General features: G+C 64.7%; 22 protein-coding genes. 13 read left to right on the top strand and 9 right to left on the bottom strand.

What is annotated here, in order from left to right; translation table 11 throughout:
• The first annotated feature begins 70 nt into the window (after positions 1-70).
• The 4 genes from K1X15_RS04905 to K1X15_RS04920 all read left to right on the top strand — a co-directional run bounded on the left by K1X15_RS04905 (position 71) and on the right by K1X15_RS04920 (position 2661).
• Positions 71-493, top strand: a complete 423-nt coding sequence (locus tag K1X15_RS04905; protein WP_220306368.1) for a Ros/MucR family transcriptional regulator — start codon at positions 71-73, stop codon at positions 491-493.
• 202 nt (positions 494-695) lie between these two features.
• Complete coding sequence (locus tag K1X15_RS04910) at positions 696-1049, top strand: helix-turn-helix domain-containing protein (protein ID WP_220306369.1); 354 nt, start codon at positions 696-698, stop codon at positions 1047-1049.
• A gap of 29 nt (positions 1050-1078) precedes the next feature.
• Positions 1079-1543 carry a DUF6456 domain-containing protein gene (locus tag K1X15_RS04915; RefSeq protein ID WP_220306371.1) on the top strand — a complete coding sequence of 155 codons (465 nt, stop codon included), beginning with the start codon at positions 1079-1081 and terminating at the stop codon, positions 1541-1543.
• Between the two features lie 89 nt (positions 1544-1632).
• Complete coding sequence (locus tag K1X15_RS04920; RefSeq protein WP_220306372.1) at positions 1633-2661, top strand: acyltransferase family protein; 1029 nt, start codon at positions 1633-1635, stop codon at positions 2659-2661.
• 39 nt (positions 2662-2700) lie between these two features.
• On the opposite strand, the gene K1X15_RS04925 is transcribed toward K1X15_RS04920, so the two are convergent.
• Both K1X15_RS04925 and K1X15_RS04930 read right to left on the bottom strand, forming a co-directional pair.
• Entirely contained in the window at positions 2701-3129 is a 429-nt protein-coding gene (locus K1X15_RS04925; protein WP_220306373.1) for a SufE family protein, read from the bottom strand.
• Between the two features lie 178 nt (positions 3130-3307).
• Positions 3308-3610, bottom strand: coding sequence for a hypothetical protein (locus tag K1X15_RS04930; protein ID WP_220306374.1), 303 nt, complete (start codon positions 3608-3610; stop codon positions 3308-3310).
• 335 nt (positions 3611-3945) lie between these two features.
• Here K1X15_RS04930 and K1X15_RS04935 point away from each other — a divergent pair, with 335 nt between their 5' ends.
• The 3 genes from K1X15_RS04935 to K1X15_RS04945 are packed head-to-tail and all read left to right on the top strand — an operon-like array spanning position 3946 to position 7302.
• Entirely contained in the window at positions 3946-5757 is a 1812-nt protein-coding gene (locus K1X15_RS04935) for a PAS domain-containing sensor histidine kinase (RefSeq protein ID WP_220306376.1), read from the top strand.
• A complete protein-coding gene (locus K1X15_RS04940; protein ID WP_220306377.1) occupies positions 5754-6953 on the top strand; it encodes a peptidoglycan-binding domain-containing protein in 1200 nt (399 codons plus the stop codon). The genes K1X15_RS04935 and K1X15_RS04940 overlap by 4 nt, the downstream gene beginning before the upstream one ends.
• A gap of 1 nt (position 6954) precedes the next feature.
• Complete coding sequence (locus K1X15_RS04945) at positions 6955-7302, top strand: DUF1491 family protein (protein WP_220306378.1); 348 nt, start codon at positions 6955-6957, stop codon at positions 7300-7302.
• 54 nt (positions 7303-7356) lie between these two features.
• Here the strand turns inward: K1X15_RS04945 and K1X15_RS04950 are convergent, their stop codons facing one another.
• Complete coding sequence (locus K1X15_RS04950; RefSeq protein WP_220306379.1) at positions 7357-8499, bottom strand: DUF2336 domain-containing protein; 1143 nt, start codon at positions 8497-8499, stop codon at positions 7357-7359.
• A gap of 196 nt (positions 8500-8695) precedes the next feature.
• On the opposite strand from K1X15_RS04950, the gene K1X15_RS04955 reads away from it, so the two are divergent.
• The 3 genes from K1X15_RS04955 to chrA are packed head-to-tail and all read left to right on the top strand — an operon-like array spanning position 8696 to position 10901.
• On the top strand, positions 8696-8863 hold the full coding sequence (locus K1X15_RS04955) for a hypothetical protein (protein ID WP_220306380.1): 168 nt from the start codon (positions 8696-8698) through the stop codon (positions 8861-8863).
• On the top strand, positions 8856-9680 hold the full coding sequence (locus tag K1X15_RS04960) for a hypothetical protein (protein WP_220306381.1): 825 nt from the start codon (positions 8856-8858) through the stop codon (positions 9678-9680). Before K1X15_RS04955 ends, K1X15_RS04960 begins: the two co-directional genes overlap by 8 nt.
• 18 nt (positions 9681-9698) lie before the next feature.
• Positions 9699-10901, top strand: a complete 1203-nt coding sequence (gene chrA, locus K1X15_RS04965) for a chromate efflux transporter (RefSeq protein WP_220306382.1) — start codon at positions 9699-9701, stop codon at positions 10899-10901.
• On the opposite strand, the gene K1X15_RS04970 is transcribed toward chrA, so the two are convergent.
• Genes K1X15_RS04970 through K1X15_RS04980 form a run of 3 tightly spaced genes read right to left on the bottom strand, consistent with a single transcriptional unit; the run spans position 10898 to position 13230 of the window.
• Complete coding sequence (locus tag K1X15_RS04970) at positions 10898-11605, bottom strand: ABC transporter permease (RefSeq protein ID WP_220306383.1); 708 nt, start codon at positions 11603-11605, stop codon at positions 10898-10900. The two genes, chrA and K1X15_RS04970, sit on opposite strands and share 4 nt — an antisense overlap.
• A gap of 6 nt (positions 11606-11611) precedes the next feature.
• Positions 11612-12337, bottom strand: a complete 726-nt coding sequence (locus K1X15_RS04975; protein WP_220306384.1) for an ABC transporter permease — start codon at positions 12335-12337, stop codon at positions 11612-11614.
• Entirely contained in the window at positions 12334-13230 is an 897-nt protein-coding gene (locus K1X15_RS04980; protein WP_240549667.1) for an ABC transporter ATP-binding protein, read from the bottom strand. The genes K1X15_RS04975 and K1X15_RS04980 overlap by 4 nt, the downstream gene beginning before the upstream one ends.
• 72 nt (positions 13231-13302) lie before the next feature.
• On the opposite strand from K1X15_RS04980, the gene K1X15_RS04985 reads away from it, so the two are divergent.
• Positions 13303-13995 (top strand): TetR/AcrR family transcriptional regulator, encoded by a 693-nt coding sequence (locus tag K1X15_RS04985; protein ID WP_220306386.1) that lies wholly within the window; start codon positions 13303-13305, stop codon positions 13993-13995.
• Between the two features lie 71 nt (positions 13996-14066).
• Entirely contained in the window at positions 14067-14801 is a 735-nt protein-coding gene (locus K1X15_RS04990) for a hypothetical protein (RefSeq protein WP_220306387.1), read from the top strand.
• Between the two features lie 7 nt (positions 14802-14808).
• Here K1X15_RS04990 and K1X15_RS04995 read toward each other — a convergent pair whose 3' ends face one another.
• The 3 genes from K1X15_RS04995 to K1X15_RS05005 are packed head-to-tail and all read right to left on the bottom strand — an operon-like array spanning position 14809 to position 16505.
• Positions 14809-15381 (bottom strand): NUDIX hydrolase, encoded by a 573-nt coding sequence (locus K1X15_RS04995; protein WP_220306388.1) that lies wholly within the window; start codon positions 15379-15381, stop codon positions 14809-14811.
• A 3-nt stretch (positions 15382-15384) separates the two neighbouring features.
• Positions 15385-15933: a DUF1254 domain-containing protein gene (locus tag K1X15_RS05000; protein WP_220306389.1), complete on the bottom strand. Its 549-nt coding sequence runs from the start codon at positions 15931-15933 to the stop codon at positions 15385-15387.
• Positions 15930-16505 (bottom strand): DUF1214 domain-containing protein, encoded by a 576-nt coding sequence (locus K1X15_RS05005; RefSeq protein ID WP_220306390.1) that lies wholly within the window; start codon positions 16503-16505, stop codon positions 15930-15932. Before K1X15_RS05005 ends, K1X15_RS05000 begins: the two co-directional genes overlap by 4 nt.
• A 125-nt stretch (positions 16506-16630) precedes the next feature.
• Here K1X15_RS05005 and K1X15_RS05010 point away from each other — a divergent pair, with 125 nt between their 5' ends.
• Positions 16631-17101 carry a hypothetical protein gene (locus tag K1X15_RS05010; RefSeq protein ID WP_220306392.1) on the top strand — a complete coding sequence of 157 codons (471 nt, stop codon included), beginning with the start codon at positions 16631-16633 and terminating at the stop codon, positions 17099-17101.
• Positions 17102-17137: the final 36 nt, after the last annotated feature.

A 17137-nucleotide genomic window follows, 5' to 3' on the forward strand; every position in this document is an offset into this window, starting at 1 on the left:
AGTCATAATAGAGCAACAAGGCAGCGGCTGCCCTTGTTGCTGCCCAATAAAAAAAACGGAAGGTTGAAAAATGAACGACGATACCGGCGCGTTCGCAACTGTTGAGGCCGATCTGATCGAACTCAGCACGGAGATCGTATCCGCCTATGTCAGTCACAATGCCGTCAGCCCGGGCGACCTGCCCAAGTTGATCGCCGAAGTGCACGGCGCGCTGCGCGCCCTCCAGGCCAATGAGACACCGGCTCCGGTCGAGGAACTCAAGCCGGCCGTCCCGGTCCGCAAGTCCGTGGCCAACGACTACATCATCTGTCTGGAAGACGGAAAGAAGTTCAAGTCGCTCAAGCGCCACCTGCGGACCCATTACAACCTTTCGCCCGAGGAATATCGCGAGAAGTGGGGCCTTCCGGCCGACTATCCGATGGTTGCCCCGAGCTATTCGGCGACCCGCTCCAAGCTCGCCAAGGACAATGGCCTCGGTCGCAAGACCGACTGAGCGTCCACCCCATCCCAAGCGTCGTCAAAATGGCCGCCCTACGAGGCGGCCATTTTCTTTTGCGGTCGTCTCCCCGGATTGTCGGAAGGCGGCAGCAGAGCCGATCAGGCGGTGAAGCAGCGAAAACGAAACAGACTTATCCCCGGGTGGCTGGTGTTCGGTCAATGATAGGAATATCATCCTATCTTGAGTGGAGAGCATCATGCACGCTGAACGACAGGCCGCCAGCCGGGCCCAATTTCCGTCTCCAATCTTCCGCGAACACACGGCGGTCGAACGCGTCGTGAGCCTGGTGTCCGAGCATTGCGAGGTGCCGGTCACCCTGATTTTGAGCACAGCTCGTGGCCGGCTCGGCATCGCCCGGTCGCGCCAACTGGCGATGTACCTGGCCCATGTCATGCTGGGGGAAAGCCTCTCGGCCGTTGGTGCTGCTTTTGGGCGAGATAGGACAACAGTCTCTTATGCCTGCGGGCTGATCGAAGACATGCGCGACGATCCGGCCTTCGATGCCGAGGTTTCGGTCCTCGAACAGCAGGTTCAGGGCGAGGCGCATTGAAGATGGCGGAAGATGCGCAGCAGCGCCCGTTGCCTCTGCCGGATGCCGTGCTCCGTCTCGGCAGTGGCGGGCGGGACCACGACTTCCTGTCGCCCCACCATCTGGAAGCTGCTGGCCGGCTGATGCGACTGTTCGACCGGGCCAGCCTGCGCCAGCGGGTGACCATGTCATACGACCCCGGGCGGGTGGGCCGGAACGGGCCGCCCATGCAGGGTGACCTGGCGGACAGCGCCGCCGACGCGCGCAAACGGCTCGCCATCCTGGCACGCCGGCTGCCGGCGGATTGCTGGGGCGTGCTGACCGATGTCTGCCTTTACGACCGGGGCCTGCAGGATATCGAGCAGACGCGCAACTGGCCGCGCCGCAGCGCAAAGCTCGTCCTGCGCATCGGGCTGGAGCAGGCGGCGACCGCACTGGGCCTGGGCGAGGAGGCCATCGGACCGGACCGGGGGCCGACGCGGAACTGGTTGCCCGAGCGCGTGCCGATGTTCTGAGCGGGCCAAATTAACGATGTCTTCGTTGGTAATGTTTGGTCGGTGCGGAGTGGTGATATGGATAGGTAAATCCCGAGCGCCCCGATCAAATGTCAAGCAAGATCACCGGTATTCAGTCCCTCAGAGCCTGTGCCGCCATTCTGGTCCTGGCTTCGCACGCATTGCTCTATCCATTGGCCGAACAATCGCTTGCCTATGGTCGGCTGGGATGGCTTGGCGTGATCCTGTTTTTCGTGGTCTCCGGTTTCATCATGGTCGCTGTGACGGGACAGGGGCGGTTCGAGGCCGGCAGCTTCATCCGGCGCCGGGTTCTGCGGGTGGTTCCGCTCTATTGGGCTTTTACCTTCATGGCGGCATTGCTGGCCCTGGTCCTGCCCGACATCTTCAAGACCACGGTCTTTGACGGCCAGCAATTGCTGCTCTCGCTGGCCTTTATCCCATTCTACAATCCCGCCAGCCACGGCCTGCATCCGCTCTACAAGCTTGGATGGACGCTCAACTACGAGATGTTCTTCTATGTCAGCTTCGCGCTGCTGGCGGTGCTGAACGGGCGGCAGCGCGTTCTCGTGCTGACGGTAGCCTATTCCCTTTTGAGCCTGGTCGGACTGATCCTCCACCCGGAAAGCGCCATTCCCGCTTTCTATACCAGCTACATGCCCCTGGCCTTCGTGGCTGGCGCCTGGCTGGGGCTGGCCCATGTCGAGGGGCGCCTCGTCCGCATGCCAAGGGCGATGATTGCCCCGCTGGTGGCCATCGGCCTCGCTGGCCTCGTCGAAGGCTTCTGGGTGGATCGCGGGATCATGGAGGACGAGACGGCGTTCCTGGGCTTCCTCGCCTTTGCCTGCGCCGCAATCGCCCTGTTCGTGGGACTGGAAGACCGTCTGCCGCGCTTCAGGCTCCTCGAGCTGCTGGGCGATGCGTCCTACTCGATTTACCTGGTGCACATCTTCGCGGTGGCCGCCGTCGCAGGCGTGCTTCTCAAGCTGCTGGAACCGGAGAATGGCCTGGTGGTCGGCGGAGCCATCGCCCTGGCGATTGCCGGAGGCCTGGTGCTGGGATGGATGGTCTATACCGTGGTGGAAAAGCCGCTGCTGGTGCGGCTGAGACGGTTTGCCTAGCGCTACGCTCTCAGCTTTCGCGCTGTCACTGAAAACGCTCTAGGCGAGCGCGGCACGCGCTTCGTTGCGAATGCGGTTGACCATGGCCACCAGCCCGTTCGAGCGCTGCGTCGTCAGATGTTCGCGCAGGCCCAGTTCATCGAACAGGGCGATCGCATCGGTCTCGGAAATATCGCGGGCCGGGCGGTCGGAGTAGAGCGCCAGCAGGACAGCCACCAGCCCCTGCACGATCATGGCGTCGCTTTCGCCGCGGAAGCGCAGCCCCGGCGCACCATCGACCGCCTGGGGTTCGGCGACCAGCCAGACCTGGGATACGCACCCATTGACCTTGTTTGCCGGATTGCGCTCGGCCTCGTCGAGCTTGGGCAAAGCCTGGCCCAGTTCGATCAGATAGCGGTAGCGGTCCTCCCAGTCATCAAGGAAAGAGAGGTTCTCGGCGATGTCCTGAAAGGCCTGCGGCTGTGTCATGTGCCCTATCTAGGGGATGTGCCGCGGCTTTGCCAGTGTCCCGGGTGCCGCGAAAAAGAAAAGCCGCAGATGCGGGGCAGCGCATCTGCGGCAGGGGCCAGGGGCCTATGGAGTAGCGTCGCTTGGGGAAGTGACACGACCCCTGGGGTAACGTTGTCGGCGCCGGGGCAGGCGCCTTCTATCCCGCCCGGTCCGGCCGAGGTCTGGGCAGCGGAACCGGGAGATTCGCCGGAGAGCCATGCATGGGTGCACCGGCGAGCGGGGTAGCCTGCAATGCCGCGGTGGCGAGCGCCTTGCCGCCGAAGCATTGAATATCACTGCATTCGATGGCCTCGATCTGCTCGGCGACGAACTGACTGCCGCGGGCCATTGCGTCCCTGGAGAGCTGGCCGGCGCCATTGCTCACATCTTCTCCCATGCCCGGCCGGATGACCAGGAATGCGAGGGTGAGCCAGAATGCCGAGCGCAGGAGAAACATCATTTCAAGTCCATCGCGGCGGGACCATCCCGTCCGATGAGATGACGCTAGGCGCCCCGGATTAAGCGCGGCTGGGACAAGTCGATAAAATTTGAGACAAATGCCATCGCCATCCGCAAGCCAGGCAACCCCTTGTTTACGCTAACTCCCAAAACCGGCTCCCGGGAGCCCGGAAGCGGGTGCCTGGGCGCCCCGACTTAAGCTCGTCTTAGCGGTTGCGGGTCGAGGCTGACATCAACAAAGACCCGAACCCATTCGGGCAAGGCGGCTCGGGGAAGGGCCGCGATCCGGGCCATGCGGGCCGGACACAACAGGCGTCGTGAGTGAGTAATTTGTGGATGCGTAGCTTCAAGCTTTTCGGAGCCAGCAAGGCGGGTGATCCTGCCGGGGCAGGGGTCGGCAACCGGCCCGAAATGCTCCGTCGCAAGACCATCGCCAACAACGCGCGCATCCTGGTTGCCGCCGCAGGCCTCAGCATGTTTCCGGCGATCTACGCCCTTCTGGTCGGAGCGCCGCTGCCTTTCCTTCTCGCATCGCTGATCCTGGCGGGCGGGCTGGTAAGCCTTGCCATGCACCAGCGCGGCCTGGTCGAGTTTGCCGTCGCCACCCAGGTGGCAACGCTGATGGCCGTGGGCATGGTGCTCACCCTGGCCGATCCGCGCCTGGGCGATGCCGGCCTGGCTGTCGCGGTTCAGGGCCCGGTCCTGGCCGCCCTTGTCGCACGCACAGTGCTGCGCCGGCTGAGCTGGCTGGCCCTGGTTCCCGTGTCACTGCTCGGACTGGTCGCCTCGCTCCTGGGCCTGCCGGCAACGCCGGTCGCAGAGCCCTTCCTGCTGGCCAGTTCGGCGCTGGGCTTCATCATGGCCTTCGCCGTCGTCGCCCACAGCGCCCACCGCATCAATGCCGCCTATGAGGTGCACGACAAGGCCCAGATCAGCGCCTATCGGCACCTGATCGAACATGTGCAGGACGCCGTGCTCCGCTTCTCGCCCGAAGGCGCGATTCTACTGGCATCGCGCTCCTCCGAAGCCCTGTTCGGCTGCCCCCGCTACCAGATTGCCGGGGCCAAGCTGAGCGATCGGCTGCACGTCATGGACCGGCCGGCTTTCCTCACCGCATTTGCCGACGCTGCCGAGGATGGGCGCAGCCGTACTATCGAGGTGCGCCTGCGCCAGGACGATCCCCGCGCCGGCAGCAACGTCCCCAGCTTCGTCTGGGTCGAAATGCAGCTCTCGCCCATCGTCGAGGACGAGGCCCGCGGCCCGCGCCACGAGGTGATTGCCCTGGTGCGCGACATTTCCGCCCGCAAGGACGCCGAGGCGGCCATGGCCGAGGCGCGCCGGGTCGCCGAGGATGCGTCCAACGCCAAGTCGCGTTTCCTTGCCACGATCGGGCATGAGTTGCGCACGCCGCTCAATGCCGTGGTGGGCTTTTCGGAAATGATGACCAGCGGCATCGGCGGCGAGCTCTCGCCAACGCACAAGGAATATGCTGGCCTTATCCAGCAGAGCGGCAAGCACCTGCTCGAAGTGGTGGGCATGCTGCTCGACATGTCCCGCATCGAGGCAGGCAAGTTTGAAATCCAGGCCGAATCCATGGATCCCGCGCAGATCGTGCCGGCATGCCTCTCCATGGTCGATTCGCTGGCGCAGGAGCGCGACATCCGGCTGGTGCCGGAGATCGAGCCCGACTTGCCGGTCATGACGGCCGATGAGCGCGTTTGCCGGCAGATCATGATCAACCTGCTCTCCAATGCCATCAAGTTCAGCCATGATGGCGGCGTCGTGACGGCCAGCGTCAAGCGGCAGGGACAGTCGATCAATTTCTCGGTGCGCGACCGCGGCATCGGCATGGCGCCTGCGGCCATGGCGCGAATCGGTGAACCCTTCTTCCAGGTCCAGGACGGGCTGAGCCGCAAATATGAAGGGACGGGACTGGGGCTGTCGATCGTCAAGGGGCTGGTCGAGCTCCATGGCGGCACGCTGCGCGCCATGTCGGAGATCGGGGCGGGGACAACCATCACCGTTTTGCTGCCCATAAACGGTCCGGCAACCAAACCGGGCGAAACTGCCGACATTCTGCCCCTCTATCGCGAGCCCGCTCCCGCAGCCCCGGTTTCATGGCCAAACGAAAAAAGAAAAGCGCAATGACGGCTTCGACCCTCACCCAGCTGCCGCTGATGGCCGGCAGCGCCCTGCTCGGCAGCCTCGGCCGTGCGGGGCTTTGGACCTTTTCGCGCTATATGCGCGCGCCCCTGGCGTCCACGGGCCTCTTGGCCATGGTGACCATGACGGCGCTCGCCGGCAGCAATGCGCTGTTCTTCCAGACCGCCGAACATCCCTCGCCCTTCTTTGTCGCCCCGCGCGACCATGTCGCCGCGCTACCGACCCCGGTGGTGGAGCGTCCCGCGACGGAGCCGGCCGCCGTTAGGACCTTGCCCGAAGTCCCCGCAGCGCCCGTGAGCAGCGCCGAAACCACGGGCAGCGTTGCCGCCCCCGCAGCGCCAGTGGTGCCCGATGCGCCGGTGGGAAATGCGCAGATGTTCGCGGTGCAGAAGAAGCTGCTCGAACTGCAGCTGTTTTCCGGCAAGGTGGATGGCTATTACGGCCCCAAGACAGCCGAAGCGATCCGCGCCTTCGAGATGCGCAATGGCATGACGCCGACCGGGGCCAATGACCCCGCCGTCATCGAAGCCATTCTGGGCTCTGACGCAGCCGGCCGCACCACAACGCCTGTCGCCCAGCAGCCCCAGGCGGCCGCTGCCCCCGCGCCGGTCGTTCAGGCTCAGCCCGTCCAGCAGGTGGCCGTGGCCGCATCGGCCCCGGTCGCAGCGCAGCCGCAACCGGTCCAGCAGGACCGGGTGGTGGCGCGGCTGCCCGAGCTGTCGCCGGCCGAGCAGGTCTTTGACGACGTGGCGCAGTCGGCCGCCAATACGATCGACTCGATCATTGCAGCGGTGGACGGATCGCGCGGCACGGCGCCGGCCTCGTCCAGCCCACCAGTGCCCGGCGCCTCGCTGCCCTCCCTGACGGCGCAGACCCAGCCCATGCCGGCGCCGGTCCAGCCCGCTGTGGCCGCGCAGCCGCCGCAAGCCGTGCAACTGGCCAGCGCTGCGAGCGCCGCTGTTCCCGCCAGCGTGCCACCGGCCACCGACGCCGCGCTGGTGGCGCAGATCCAGACGGGCCTTGCCAGTCTTGGTTTCTTCCGGGGGCCGATCGATGGCAAGCCGGGTCCCGAAACGTCGCGGGCGATCCGCGAATTCGAGAATTTCCATCGCTACAAGATGACCGGGCAGGTGCAGCCCGACCTCGTCGAACTGCTGGTCAAGGCCGGCGCTACGATCTGACGTGGCGAGCCTGCGCAGCGATTTGTGGTGCATGGCCTTCGTGCGGCGCCACAATGACATGGGCAATATGTGCGTCGTGGCGCGCCGCGGCGACCCCATAGCGGGGCAGGTATTCATCGAGGTCGATCATCTCGACGGCACGCGCTCGCTCTATACGCCGGCGCCGGTCGTCAGCCGGGGCGACGAAGTCGGGCCGGTGTTCCAGCGTCGCTTTGCGCGCGTGGAGCCAGACAAGGTGCGCGAGCGCATCGCCCGCGAGATCGACTTCGATCCGGACCTATGGGTGCTGAGCATCGACATGCGCGGCGACGATCTCGACATCGATCTGATCAAGGACGATCGGCCATAGAAAAAGCCCCCGAACCTGGTTCGGGGGCCTTTTGTCTGGGACATCACCGATCGGTCACCCGGCGCGGCGGACACCGATCTTGGCGAGGGCTTCGATGGCCTGCTCGACCACCGGATTGTGGGCGGGGCCGATGGCGGCGGTGCGCTTGCTCGGCTGGGTAAAGGGCTGGTGCTGCGGCTTGGAAAGCTCGAGCAGGTTCACCTCGCCGCGCCAGGCACTCATCAGATAGGCCATGGATTCGGACGATACGGCGCCGAACAGGGTGGCGAAATCGGCCAGGGCACGGGAGCGCTCGCTGTCATGGCTGGTGGCATGGATCAACACCTTGAGCCCGTCATAGGCGGTGGCGCCAAAGGCACGCAGGATGACAAAGAGCGAGGCGCCGGTCACGTCGTGAGCGATCTGCCCGCAGCGAACTTCGTCGAGCCCCGTAATCTGGGCCAGCAGCCGGGTGACCTCGGGGCGGCGGTTCTCCGAGAAGAGCTTCATCAGCGCCTTGGTGAGTTCGCCGCTGGCGACCGACAGCTGCTCGATGGTGCGCGAGATGGGCGCCGTCGGGGTGGTGCGATTGGCAAAGGCCTGGATGACCTTGACGCGGTGGGCGTCGGACAGGTCGAAAAAGGCGGGGGCCAGGAGAGCCGCGTCGAAATCGTCACGGCGACCGAGCGCCTCGGCGACGAGATGGTCCATCTGGGCCGAGCGGGCCAGCGCGCTGAGATAGGCGCCGCGCGGGGTAATGTGCCCATTGGCTGCCAGCGCGCGATAAACCTTGCGCGAGTTCATCTGGAAGAGCTTGGCCAGGACGACATTGGAAAGGTCGGAACGGCTGGCCAGCGTGGCGCTGGCAGGCACGTCGTAACGGGCAATGATGTCGAGCATGGTCTGGTCGGACAATTCGGCAGCCCCTTCGAGGAAGGGGATGAGGTCTTCACCGATATTGTCGACGACCAGGCGTTCCAGCGCCGGCGACAGCACTTCGGCGCGGCCCAGTATGGCGGCGCCCTTGGCCCGCGCCTGCGGGCCGGCAGTGGGGAACAGCCGGGCCGCCAGCGTCTCGAACTGTTCCATTTCGGGAACAGTCGGCTTGCCGCGTCGCGCATAGGCGTCGCAGGCCGCGATCAGGAGGGTGTTGGTGCGATCTACACCACCCGTTTCGATCAGCAGCTGAAAGGTCTCGTAGGGCTGAAATCCAAGCATTTCCGGCGGAACCATCGACTCGTTTTTTGCATCGAATTTGATGCGAGACCGACTCTTGCCGTCAATTCGTTAGCAGACTGTTAACCTTGACGATCTCTTAATGGCAGACAGCGCGAGGGGCGTCGCGCCGGGACGAAGTTAACTGAACTCGCTGCCCCCATTAGGGACGGGGGAGCGGCGCATAGAGGAGGCTGGCTTGGGAAAGCTGCTGAAGTTCGAGGGGCGGAAGAAATCCGCCAGTGCTGGGACGCAAGTCCCCGGCGACGCCCAGATCCTGATATTTACCGGGGTGCGTTATGAACGCGGGACGCCGCCGCCACCAAAAAATCACAGCGACACGCGGCGCAAGCGCAAGCGTGTCTAGTTCTGCCGGCCGCCTGGTCCGGCCCTTGCTTCTTGCTGCCGTGGCGATGCTGGCCGCCGGATGCGTCGCGCGTCCCGTGGGTGATTTCGGTCGAGCCCAGCCCAGCGTGCTGCATGACACGGTCATGCCCTATGCCGGAAAGCTGATTGCGACCAATCGCAAGGAACCGGTCAGCAATCTCAATCAGACCGACCAGGAACGCGAGATGCATGACCGCACCTGGCGCTTCCTGATCGCCGCCCACAGCCGGGACTGGCTGTTCGATGGATCAGTGGAGTTGCAGCGCACACGGATCGGGCCGGCGCGCGACTTCCGCTATACGCCAGAGCGCTACTACACCTGGCTGCGGACCACGCAGTATCAGTCGTCCCCCACCCGCTACAACACGGTCGGACGGCATATCCTGGCCGATCTCGACACGCTGCCGACGACGTTCCAGTCGATCTGCGCGGTCGAAGCGGTCGATCGGCAACGCCGCATCGCGCTGGCCGAACTTGGCGGCATAGAACAGAGCGTGGCCGACAATGTTGCGGCCCGCCGCACCGAGAACCAATGGCATATCGACTGGTTCGTGCGGGCGCTCAATTATCGTTATGACAGCTACGCCTACGCGCTCGACCATCTGCTGGTCGAAACGCCGCATGAGCAATCCATGGGCGTTGACGAGAACCTGCGGCGCCTGCGGCCCTGGGTGGACCGGGCCAATCGCGGCGACTTCTGCATGTCGGGTACAGGAGCGGGCAATGGGACTGGTGTCACCATACCGTCGCGGTTCCAGACCATGGTCTATGATAGAGAAGTCATCCCGCAGAAATAGGCGGGACACGGGGGTCGATTGACAGACGATGGCTCAACCCACCGGGGGACACCCGGCGAGGTCTTCGGGACCTTTCTCAAGCTCGGTCTCACGAGCTTTGGTGGTCCAATCGCCCATCTGGGATATTTTCGCGACGAGCTGGTGACCCGGCGGCGCTGGATAGACGAGGCCGGTTATGCGGACCTGGTTGCCCTCTGCCAGTTTCTGCCAGGCCCCGCATCGAGCCAGGTCGGCTTTGCATTGGGATTGATGCGCGCCGGGCCCCTGGGGGCATTGGCTGCCTGGACCGCGTTCACCCTGCCATCGGCGCTGTTGCTCGTGGCCTTCGCCTATGGCGCGGCACTGCTCGACGGACCCATCGCGCAAGGGGCATTGCATGGATTGAAGCTGGTGGCGGTAGCGATCGTCGCCCAGGCGGTTCTGGGGATGGCGCGCAGCCTGACCCCGGACCGGGAGCGGGCCGCGATTGCGGTCGCTGCCGTGGCAATACTGGCCGTTGCAGGGGGAGCGGCTGGTCAGGTGGGGGCCATTATAGCTGGAGCACTTGCGGGGCTTTGGCTGTGCCGTGGTGCGACAAAGACCAGCGTCGATCATGCCTTCCCGGGTTCGCGACGACTGGGCGCCATGCTGTTGGCGCTCTGCGGCGCATTGCTGTTGGCCTTGCCGGTGCTTTCTTCGCTCGATCCGGCGATTGCCCTGTTCGACGCATTCTACAGGGCCGGAGCGCTGGTGTTCGGGGGAGGGCATGTGGTGCTGCCGCTGCTCGAGGCCGAGACGGTGGCGCGTGGCTGGGTGACACCGGACCAGTTCCTGGCGGGCTATGGAGCCACCCAGGCGGTGCCGGGACCGCTCTTTACCTTTGCGGCCTATCTCGGTGCCGTCAGCGGCCCCGGGCCAAACGGACTGGCCGGCGCCGCCATTGCGCTGGTCGCCATATTCCTGCCCGGCATGCTGTTGCTGACCGGAGCCTTGCCGTTCTGGAACCAGTTGCGGCGCTGGCCGCAGGCACAGGCAGGCATGCGCGGCGCCAATGCCGCCGTTGTCGGGATATTGGGCGCTGCGCTCTACGATCCGGTGTTCACGAGCGCAGTCCTCGCCCCGCTGGATTTTGCCCTGGCCCTGGCGGGCTTCGTGGCGCTGGTGGCCTGGAAATGCCCGCCATGGGCCGTCGTGCTGGCCCTGGGGATCGCCGGCGCACTGCTTGGCGCGGTTCAGGCCTAGCGCGACTGGCGGCGCAGATAGAGAAATGCCGCGTGGGCCACGAGCAGGCCGAAAAAGACCAGCCCCCCGATCGACCAGCCATAGCCTGCGCCTACGCGCCCGGCGATGAAGGCCTGGATGCCGTTGAGGGCCCAGCTCGAGGGAGTCAGCAACAGCACCGGGCGATACCAGACGTCGTCCGGAATGAAGAGCCCGACCGTGGCGATGGCGCAATAAAGGTTCAGGATCTTGAACAGGCCCAGCGCCTGCACCTTGTCGCGTGACAGGGCCGGGACCAGCAGCGTGACCCAGGACACCGACAGCGACAGGGTGAGCACCGGCAGGAGCCACTCGTGAAAGGGCAGGTCGATCGCACGCGCGGTGTAGATGAAGAAGAACGCATAGGCGATGACGAACAGGGTCGGCAGGGTGACCCGCGCCCACAACACGCCGGTGACCGAGGCGGGGCTGACCACCAGCGCCTGGTTCACGCCGCTGTCCATCTCGTCGACGATCAGCATGGCGAACAGGTAGCCCATGCCCGGCATATAGGCGAGGAGCAGCAGGAGCAGGGTATTGTGCCACCACTCGGGATAGAGGCCCATATGGCGCAGGATGGCCGTGGCGATCGCCATCACGAACAGCATGACCACAACGTTGATCATGATGCTGTCACGGGTGATCGAGACGATGTCGTGGCGGATGACGGTGAGAATGGGTTGCATTTCGCCCTACTCCTCGACGCGGCTGAGTTCGGAGCTGTAGACGGCGACGGCCCAGCGAAACAGCACCAGGCAGAATATGGCCATGTAGGTCAGGGCATAGACGATATCGGGGAGGGTGACGGCCGTGGGGTCGGTCGCCCAGAGCATGGCCCGAAGCATGGCGTGGCCGGGATTGATGGCAAACAGCACCCATTGCCAGACACCCGTGACGATACCGAAATGCGACAGGAACGGCAGAGACAGCGCCAGCGTGATCGGGATGGCGCGGGCCAGGAAGTGGTTCATCGAATTGGCCCCGGCCACGATCAGGAGACCGCCCAATGCGCCGATGGCGCCGGTGAACACCAGGACCAGCGTGAAGCGCAGAACCATGTCGATGGGCGGAACCCAAAAAGCGACGGCCACCAGGCACAGGCTCCCGGCGATGGCCAGCAGGGTGAGCGTGATCACCTTGGACAGTACATAGTCGGCGGCCGGGGCCGGTGATACGGCAAGCGCCGACAGCGTGTTCTGGCTGCGCTCCATGAGCACGATGGAGCCCACGAAGCTGCCGCCGACGATGGCGGGATCGAAATACAGCACCAGCGAAAAAATCGTGGGTGGAGCCTCCGCCGGCAGCAGCGTGAGGAATATCGCGAAGCCGGCCGTGGTGAGGACCGTGAAAGCATAGATGTTTTCCCGCGCCTGAAGCTGGATGTCCCAACCGACAAGGCGCCACAACACGGTGCTCATGGCGTCGCCTCGGCTTCGACCTGATCGAGGCGGTGCCCGGTTACGTCGGCAAACACCTTGTCGAGGCTGGCCTCCTGGGAGTGGATGCGCTCCACCTGGCCGGTCCGCAGCAATGCCAGGAACCGGTCATTGGCGCCCAGCCCATCAAGGGCGAACTCCTCGGTCGGTCCATCCTCCCGAGTCACGGCGACCATGCGCCGGCCATGGGCGGCCTTGAGGGCCTGCGGGCGATCAAGCGCCGCAAAGCGCCCGTCGACCATGAAGGAGATGCGGTCGCAGAGCTGGTCCACGTCGTTCATGTTGTGGGTCGTGAGGACGATGGTCTTGCCGGCGCGGGCCAGATCGGCGACCAGCTCCTTGACGATACCGGCATTGGTCGGGTCGAGCCCTGCGGTCGGTTCGTCGAGAAAGATCAGTTCGGGATCGTGCTGGATGGCCCGGACGAAATTGAGCCGCATCCGCATCCCCTTGGAGAAGGTCTCGACCTTCTTGTCGGCATAGTCCTCGAGGCCCACCAAGGCCATGAGCTCGCGCGGATCGCGACTGGGCCGCGAATAGAGCGAGGCAAAGAAGCTGAGGTTCTCGCGGGCCGTGAACTTGAGGTAGTGATTGGGCAGCTCGAAGCCGACGCCAATGCGCTCGAAATAGTCCTGCCCCCAATCGGCGAGGGGCTTACCGAAAATATCAACCTCGCCGGTGAAGCTGCGCTGCTGCCGGGTGAGCACTTTCTGCGTCGTGCTCTTGCCCGCGCCCGAAGGTCCCAGCAAGCCGAAGATTTCGCCGCGCCGTACTGTAAAACTCACCCCGTCCACCGCGGGTCGGGCCTGACCCTTGTAGCGATAACCCAGGTTACGCACCGCGATGATGTCGACCGGTTCTGTTGCCCCCGCCATGAATGGCTCCTTGACTTGCCAGATGGCGTGCAGCATAAACAGACCGACGGTCGGTTTGCAAGGAGAATTGGATTGGCGCGAGCGTATCTCAGTGCGGATGAGCGACGGGAGCAGATCCTGGACTGCGCGCAGAGGCTGTTTTTCAGCAAGGGGTTCGAAGCCACCACAGTGCAGGACCTGATGATCGCGGCGGGCGTATCCAAGGGCGGTTTCTACCATCACTTCGCCGCCAAGGATGACGTGCTCGAAGCCCTGAGCGCGCGCATGGCCGGGCTCACCGTGGGCATTATCGAAGAGGTGATTTCCCAGCCGGGCCTCTCGGCCTTCGAGCAGATGGACCAGTGCCTGCGGGCGCTGCGCCGCTTCAAGCGGGATCAGGCCGACGGCATCCTGGCGGCGTTCGAGACCCTGTTGCGCCCCGAAAACATCGCGCTCTATGACCGCATCAACCGGGCCAATATCAAGACCGTGCTGCCCATGTTCGAAACCATTATCGAAGCGGGCCGGCGGGACGGCTGCTTTAACGTGCCCGATGCGCGGCTGGCCGCGGAAGCCATCCTGGCGCTGGGCAGCATGTCCCATGACATGGTCGCCAATGCCATCGCCGCCCGCGGCACGGCGGATCGCGCCAGGGCCAACGCCGCGCTCGAGCAGGGCCTGACTTTCCAGGGCATCATCATCGACAGGATACTGGGCCTGCCCGATGGCAGCATCCAGTTCGTCGAACCCGGCTTTGTGGATGCCCTGCTGCCGCTCGAGGACTAGGCAGAAGCGGGGAGGGTTCCCATCTTGGACGGGCGACCGGATATGGATGACATGGGGCAGGGGGCAGAAGCGTGGACGTTGTACTCGGGGCGACACTGCACGATCCGATAGGCCGGACGGCACCGGCAATTGCCCGATTAGCCCCGCGCCTGGCGGCGATTTTTCCGGCGATTTCGCTCAACATATCCGACGCTACCCACCCTGACGTGGTGGCGGCAACCGATGCCCTGGATGCCAGGACGATGATTCACCGTGCCAGCGAGGCGAATATCGGGCGCTTCCGCCGCGATGCCATCGCGCTAGCCTCCGACGCTCGGCACGTGCTCTACGCGGATTTCGACCACTTGCTGCGCTGGATCGAGTTCGGCGAGGACGACCTGCGCCGGGTGCTGGATGCCGACCCGGAAGCCGATATGCTGGTGGTCGGGCGATCCCAGGAAGCGCTTGCCCATGAGCCAAGACGCCTGCGCGAGAGTGAGGCCTTGGTCAATCACACTTTTGGGCTGCTGACTGGCCACTACTGGGACCTTATGTTTGCCATCCGCAGGCTGTCTCCCGAGGCGACACGGCTCGTCACGTCGGAGAGCCGGGTGGATACTCTGGCCAACGACGTCGAGTGGCCCTTGCTCGTGCGCCAGGCGGGCCTGCGGATCGGCTACGCCGAGTCCAATGTGCTCTTCTACCGGACGATCGAGGGGTTCGGCGCGGAGGCAGATGCGGATGATGCCGAACCGCTGCAGTGGATTCGACGGCTGGAATTTGCAGCCCTGCATGCAACTGCCATGAGGCCATTCCTGAGCAGGTAAGCGCCTGTCAGCCCGGCGGCGTCACCGCGTTGAGCCGCTCCAGCACCTTGGGGGCAAAGTCCCCAAGCATGGTGACGTCGCACCATTTCGCGGCGTGGACTTCCTCCAGTTGCGGCACGAGGGGCAGGGCCGGGTCGGCAATGAAGAGATATTGCAGGTCGTGGTGGACATGCGGTGGCTCGTTGCGCGCCGGCTTGCCGGGCACGTCATGGCTGTCGATGACGAAAGGCAGGTCCCCTCCCATGTGCCAGGGATGCAGGGCAAGGCCGGTGACGCCGGTTTCCTCCTCGGCTTCGCGGAGCGCCGAAAGGTGGAAGGCATCCGCCGCTTCGTAATGGCCGCCCGGTTGCAGCCAGCGGCCGATGGTGACGTGGTCGATGAGCAGCGTCTGGCGATGATCCGGTGAGAGGATCACCGCGCTGGTGGTGAGATGGCCCGGGAAGGTGGTGCGCTGGTCGAGGCGATGGCCCTGGGCGATCTGCCAGCGCAGGAGCGAGAGGTGTTCGCGCGGCCCGGCGACGTCCGCCAGATAGCGCTGGACGGTGGCGGCGAGAGCGGTGTCGAAAGCGGCCGGCTGCATGGCTCAGCTCTCCCGCGGACCGCAACTGATTTCGGACAGTTCCGCCTCGAAGCGGCTGCGCATGGCGTGGTGGGGCGCGGAAAGCCGAACCAGCACGAACAGCCGGTCCGAACTGGCCTCGACCACGAGGAGACCCTCGGCGATGTCGATCTGTTGCTGGGCGAGAAGTCGGGTCTGCGCAGCGTTGAAGATACCCATCTCGACCGTCTGTCCGATGCCGTCGCGATTGGTGGTGGAATAGGTCACCACACCCGCCTCGTTGAAGAGCGCCACCGACCAGAAGGCATCGGGCAGGACGCCGCTGAGATAGGCCGGTCCCTCGGAAAGGTCGAGCTGGCAGATGCCATAGCTGAGTTCGGGGTCGAGATGCAGCGGATTGGGCTGCCCGGGCTCCACCGGCGGCAGGACCACCAGCTGGTTCCGGGCGTTGAGCGCGGAGACGCGCGTCCAGGTGGTTTCCTCGGCCAGGAGGGGGAGGGTGAGGATGGTGGCGATATGGATGATGCCACCGAGCAGCAATCCGCCGGCCAGCCAGAGCAGCGTGCGGATCATGAGCATGTCTCCAAAGTGATGGATGGCATGGTCACGTCGGAAGACGCAAAGCTGGACAGGGCGGTCGTGTCATAAAGCGTGAGAACCAGGCTGAAAAGCCCCGAGCCGGTAAGTTCGAGCCAGTTCGAGGGGCGCAGCGACGTGCCCACATGAATGCGCAGCGCACCGTCCGACTGGCGCACGATCTCGCTGGAGCGCAACGCGGCGTCAGTGCCCGGGGCCGCCAGGTTGACCCAGTCCTCGTCGACGGCGGCGAGGGTCCAGAAGGTGGATACGGGCACGTGGCCGTCAATCCGGTAGGTACAGGCCAGGTCCAGCGCCGCGCCGTCGCTATCGGCCGTCGCCACGAATTGCAGCCCTTCGCTCCGGCCAAGCTGCAGGGCGGCAGCGCGCACAATATGCCCTGTCGTATAGGGATTGGGGTTGGGTGCGCCGATATCGGGCCAGGCCATCCAGGGCCCCAGCGACACCGCGCCGAACAGCCGCCCATCGGTCAGGGCGTAGTAGCTGAGGCCAAACCCCACAGCCAAGGCTACGGCAATACTCATCAGCAGACGTAGAACAAAACGCACGGTCAGCTTCTCTGCAATTGGGGCATGGGATGGCTGGACCGTATGCGTTGTGGATAGATTAGGCTTGTAGCAACCGGGGAACCGGGGCGGAAGGTGATTTTGCCGTTTTCGGCAGGCGAGGGACGATGCGCTTGGGAGAAGGACTGACTGGGGCAGTTCTGGCAGGCCTGGTTCTCGCTATTGGCATCGGCGATGCGGCAGGCAAGGACAAGCCACAATCAATTGCGGCCTGGCTTGGTCAATGGACGGCCAGCCCGGAGCAGGACCTCACGATCACCCGAAGCGGCGATGCTGCCCTGTCGATCGAAGGCTTTGCGAGCTGGGGCGCGTCCGTCCCCCAGCGGGTCGAACTTGGGGCCGTCCATGTCGGCGAGTTCACCGTGGTCGTGCCGATATCATGGGTCGATGTCGAACGGCATCGGCTGGAATTTGCCGTGGGCATGGACGGCGCCCTGCGGCCTGATGAGGCTGGGGACTACGATTGCGTCATCGCGCTGGAACTGATGCAGGCGGCGCTGGTGGCGACAGACAACATGATGTGTGGCGGTCACAACGTGACATTCAATGGCACCTATAGGCGCCAGCCGGGTCACTAGGGCCATTCCCGTTCTGCTTGGATCAGAACGGGCTCC

Source organism: Devosia salina, assembly GCF_019504385.1.
Classification (GTDB): Bacteria; Pseudomonadota; Alphaproteobacteria; order Rhizobiales; family Devosiaceae; genus Devosia; species Devosia salina.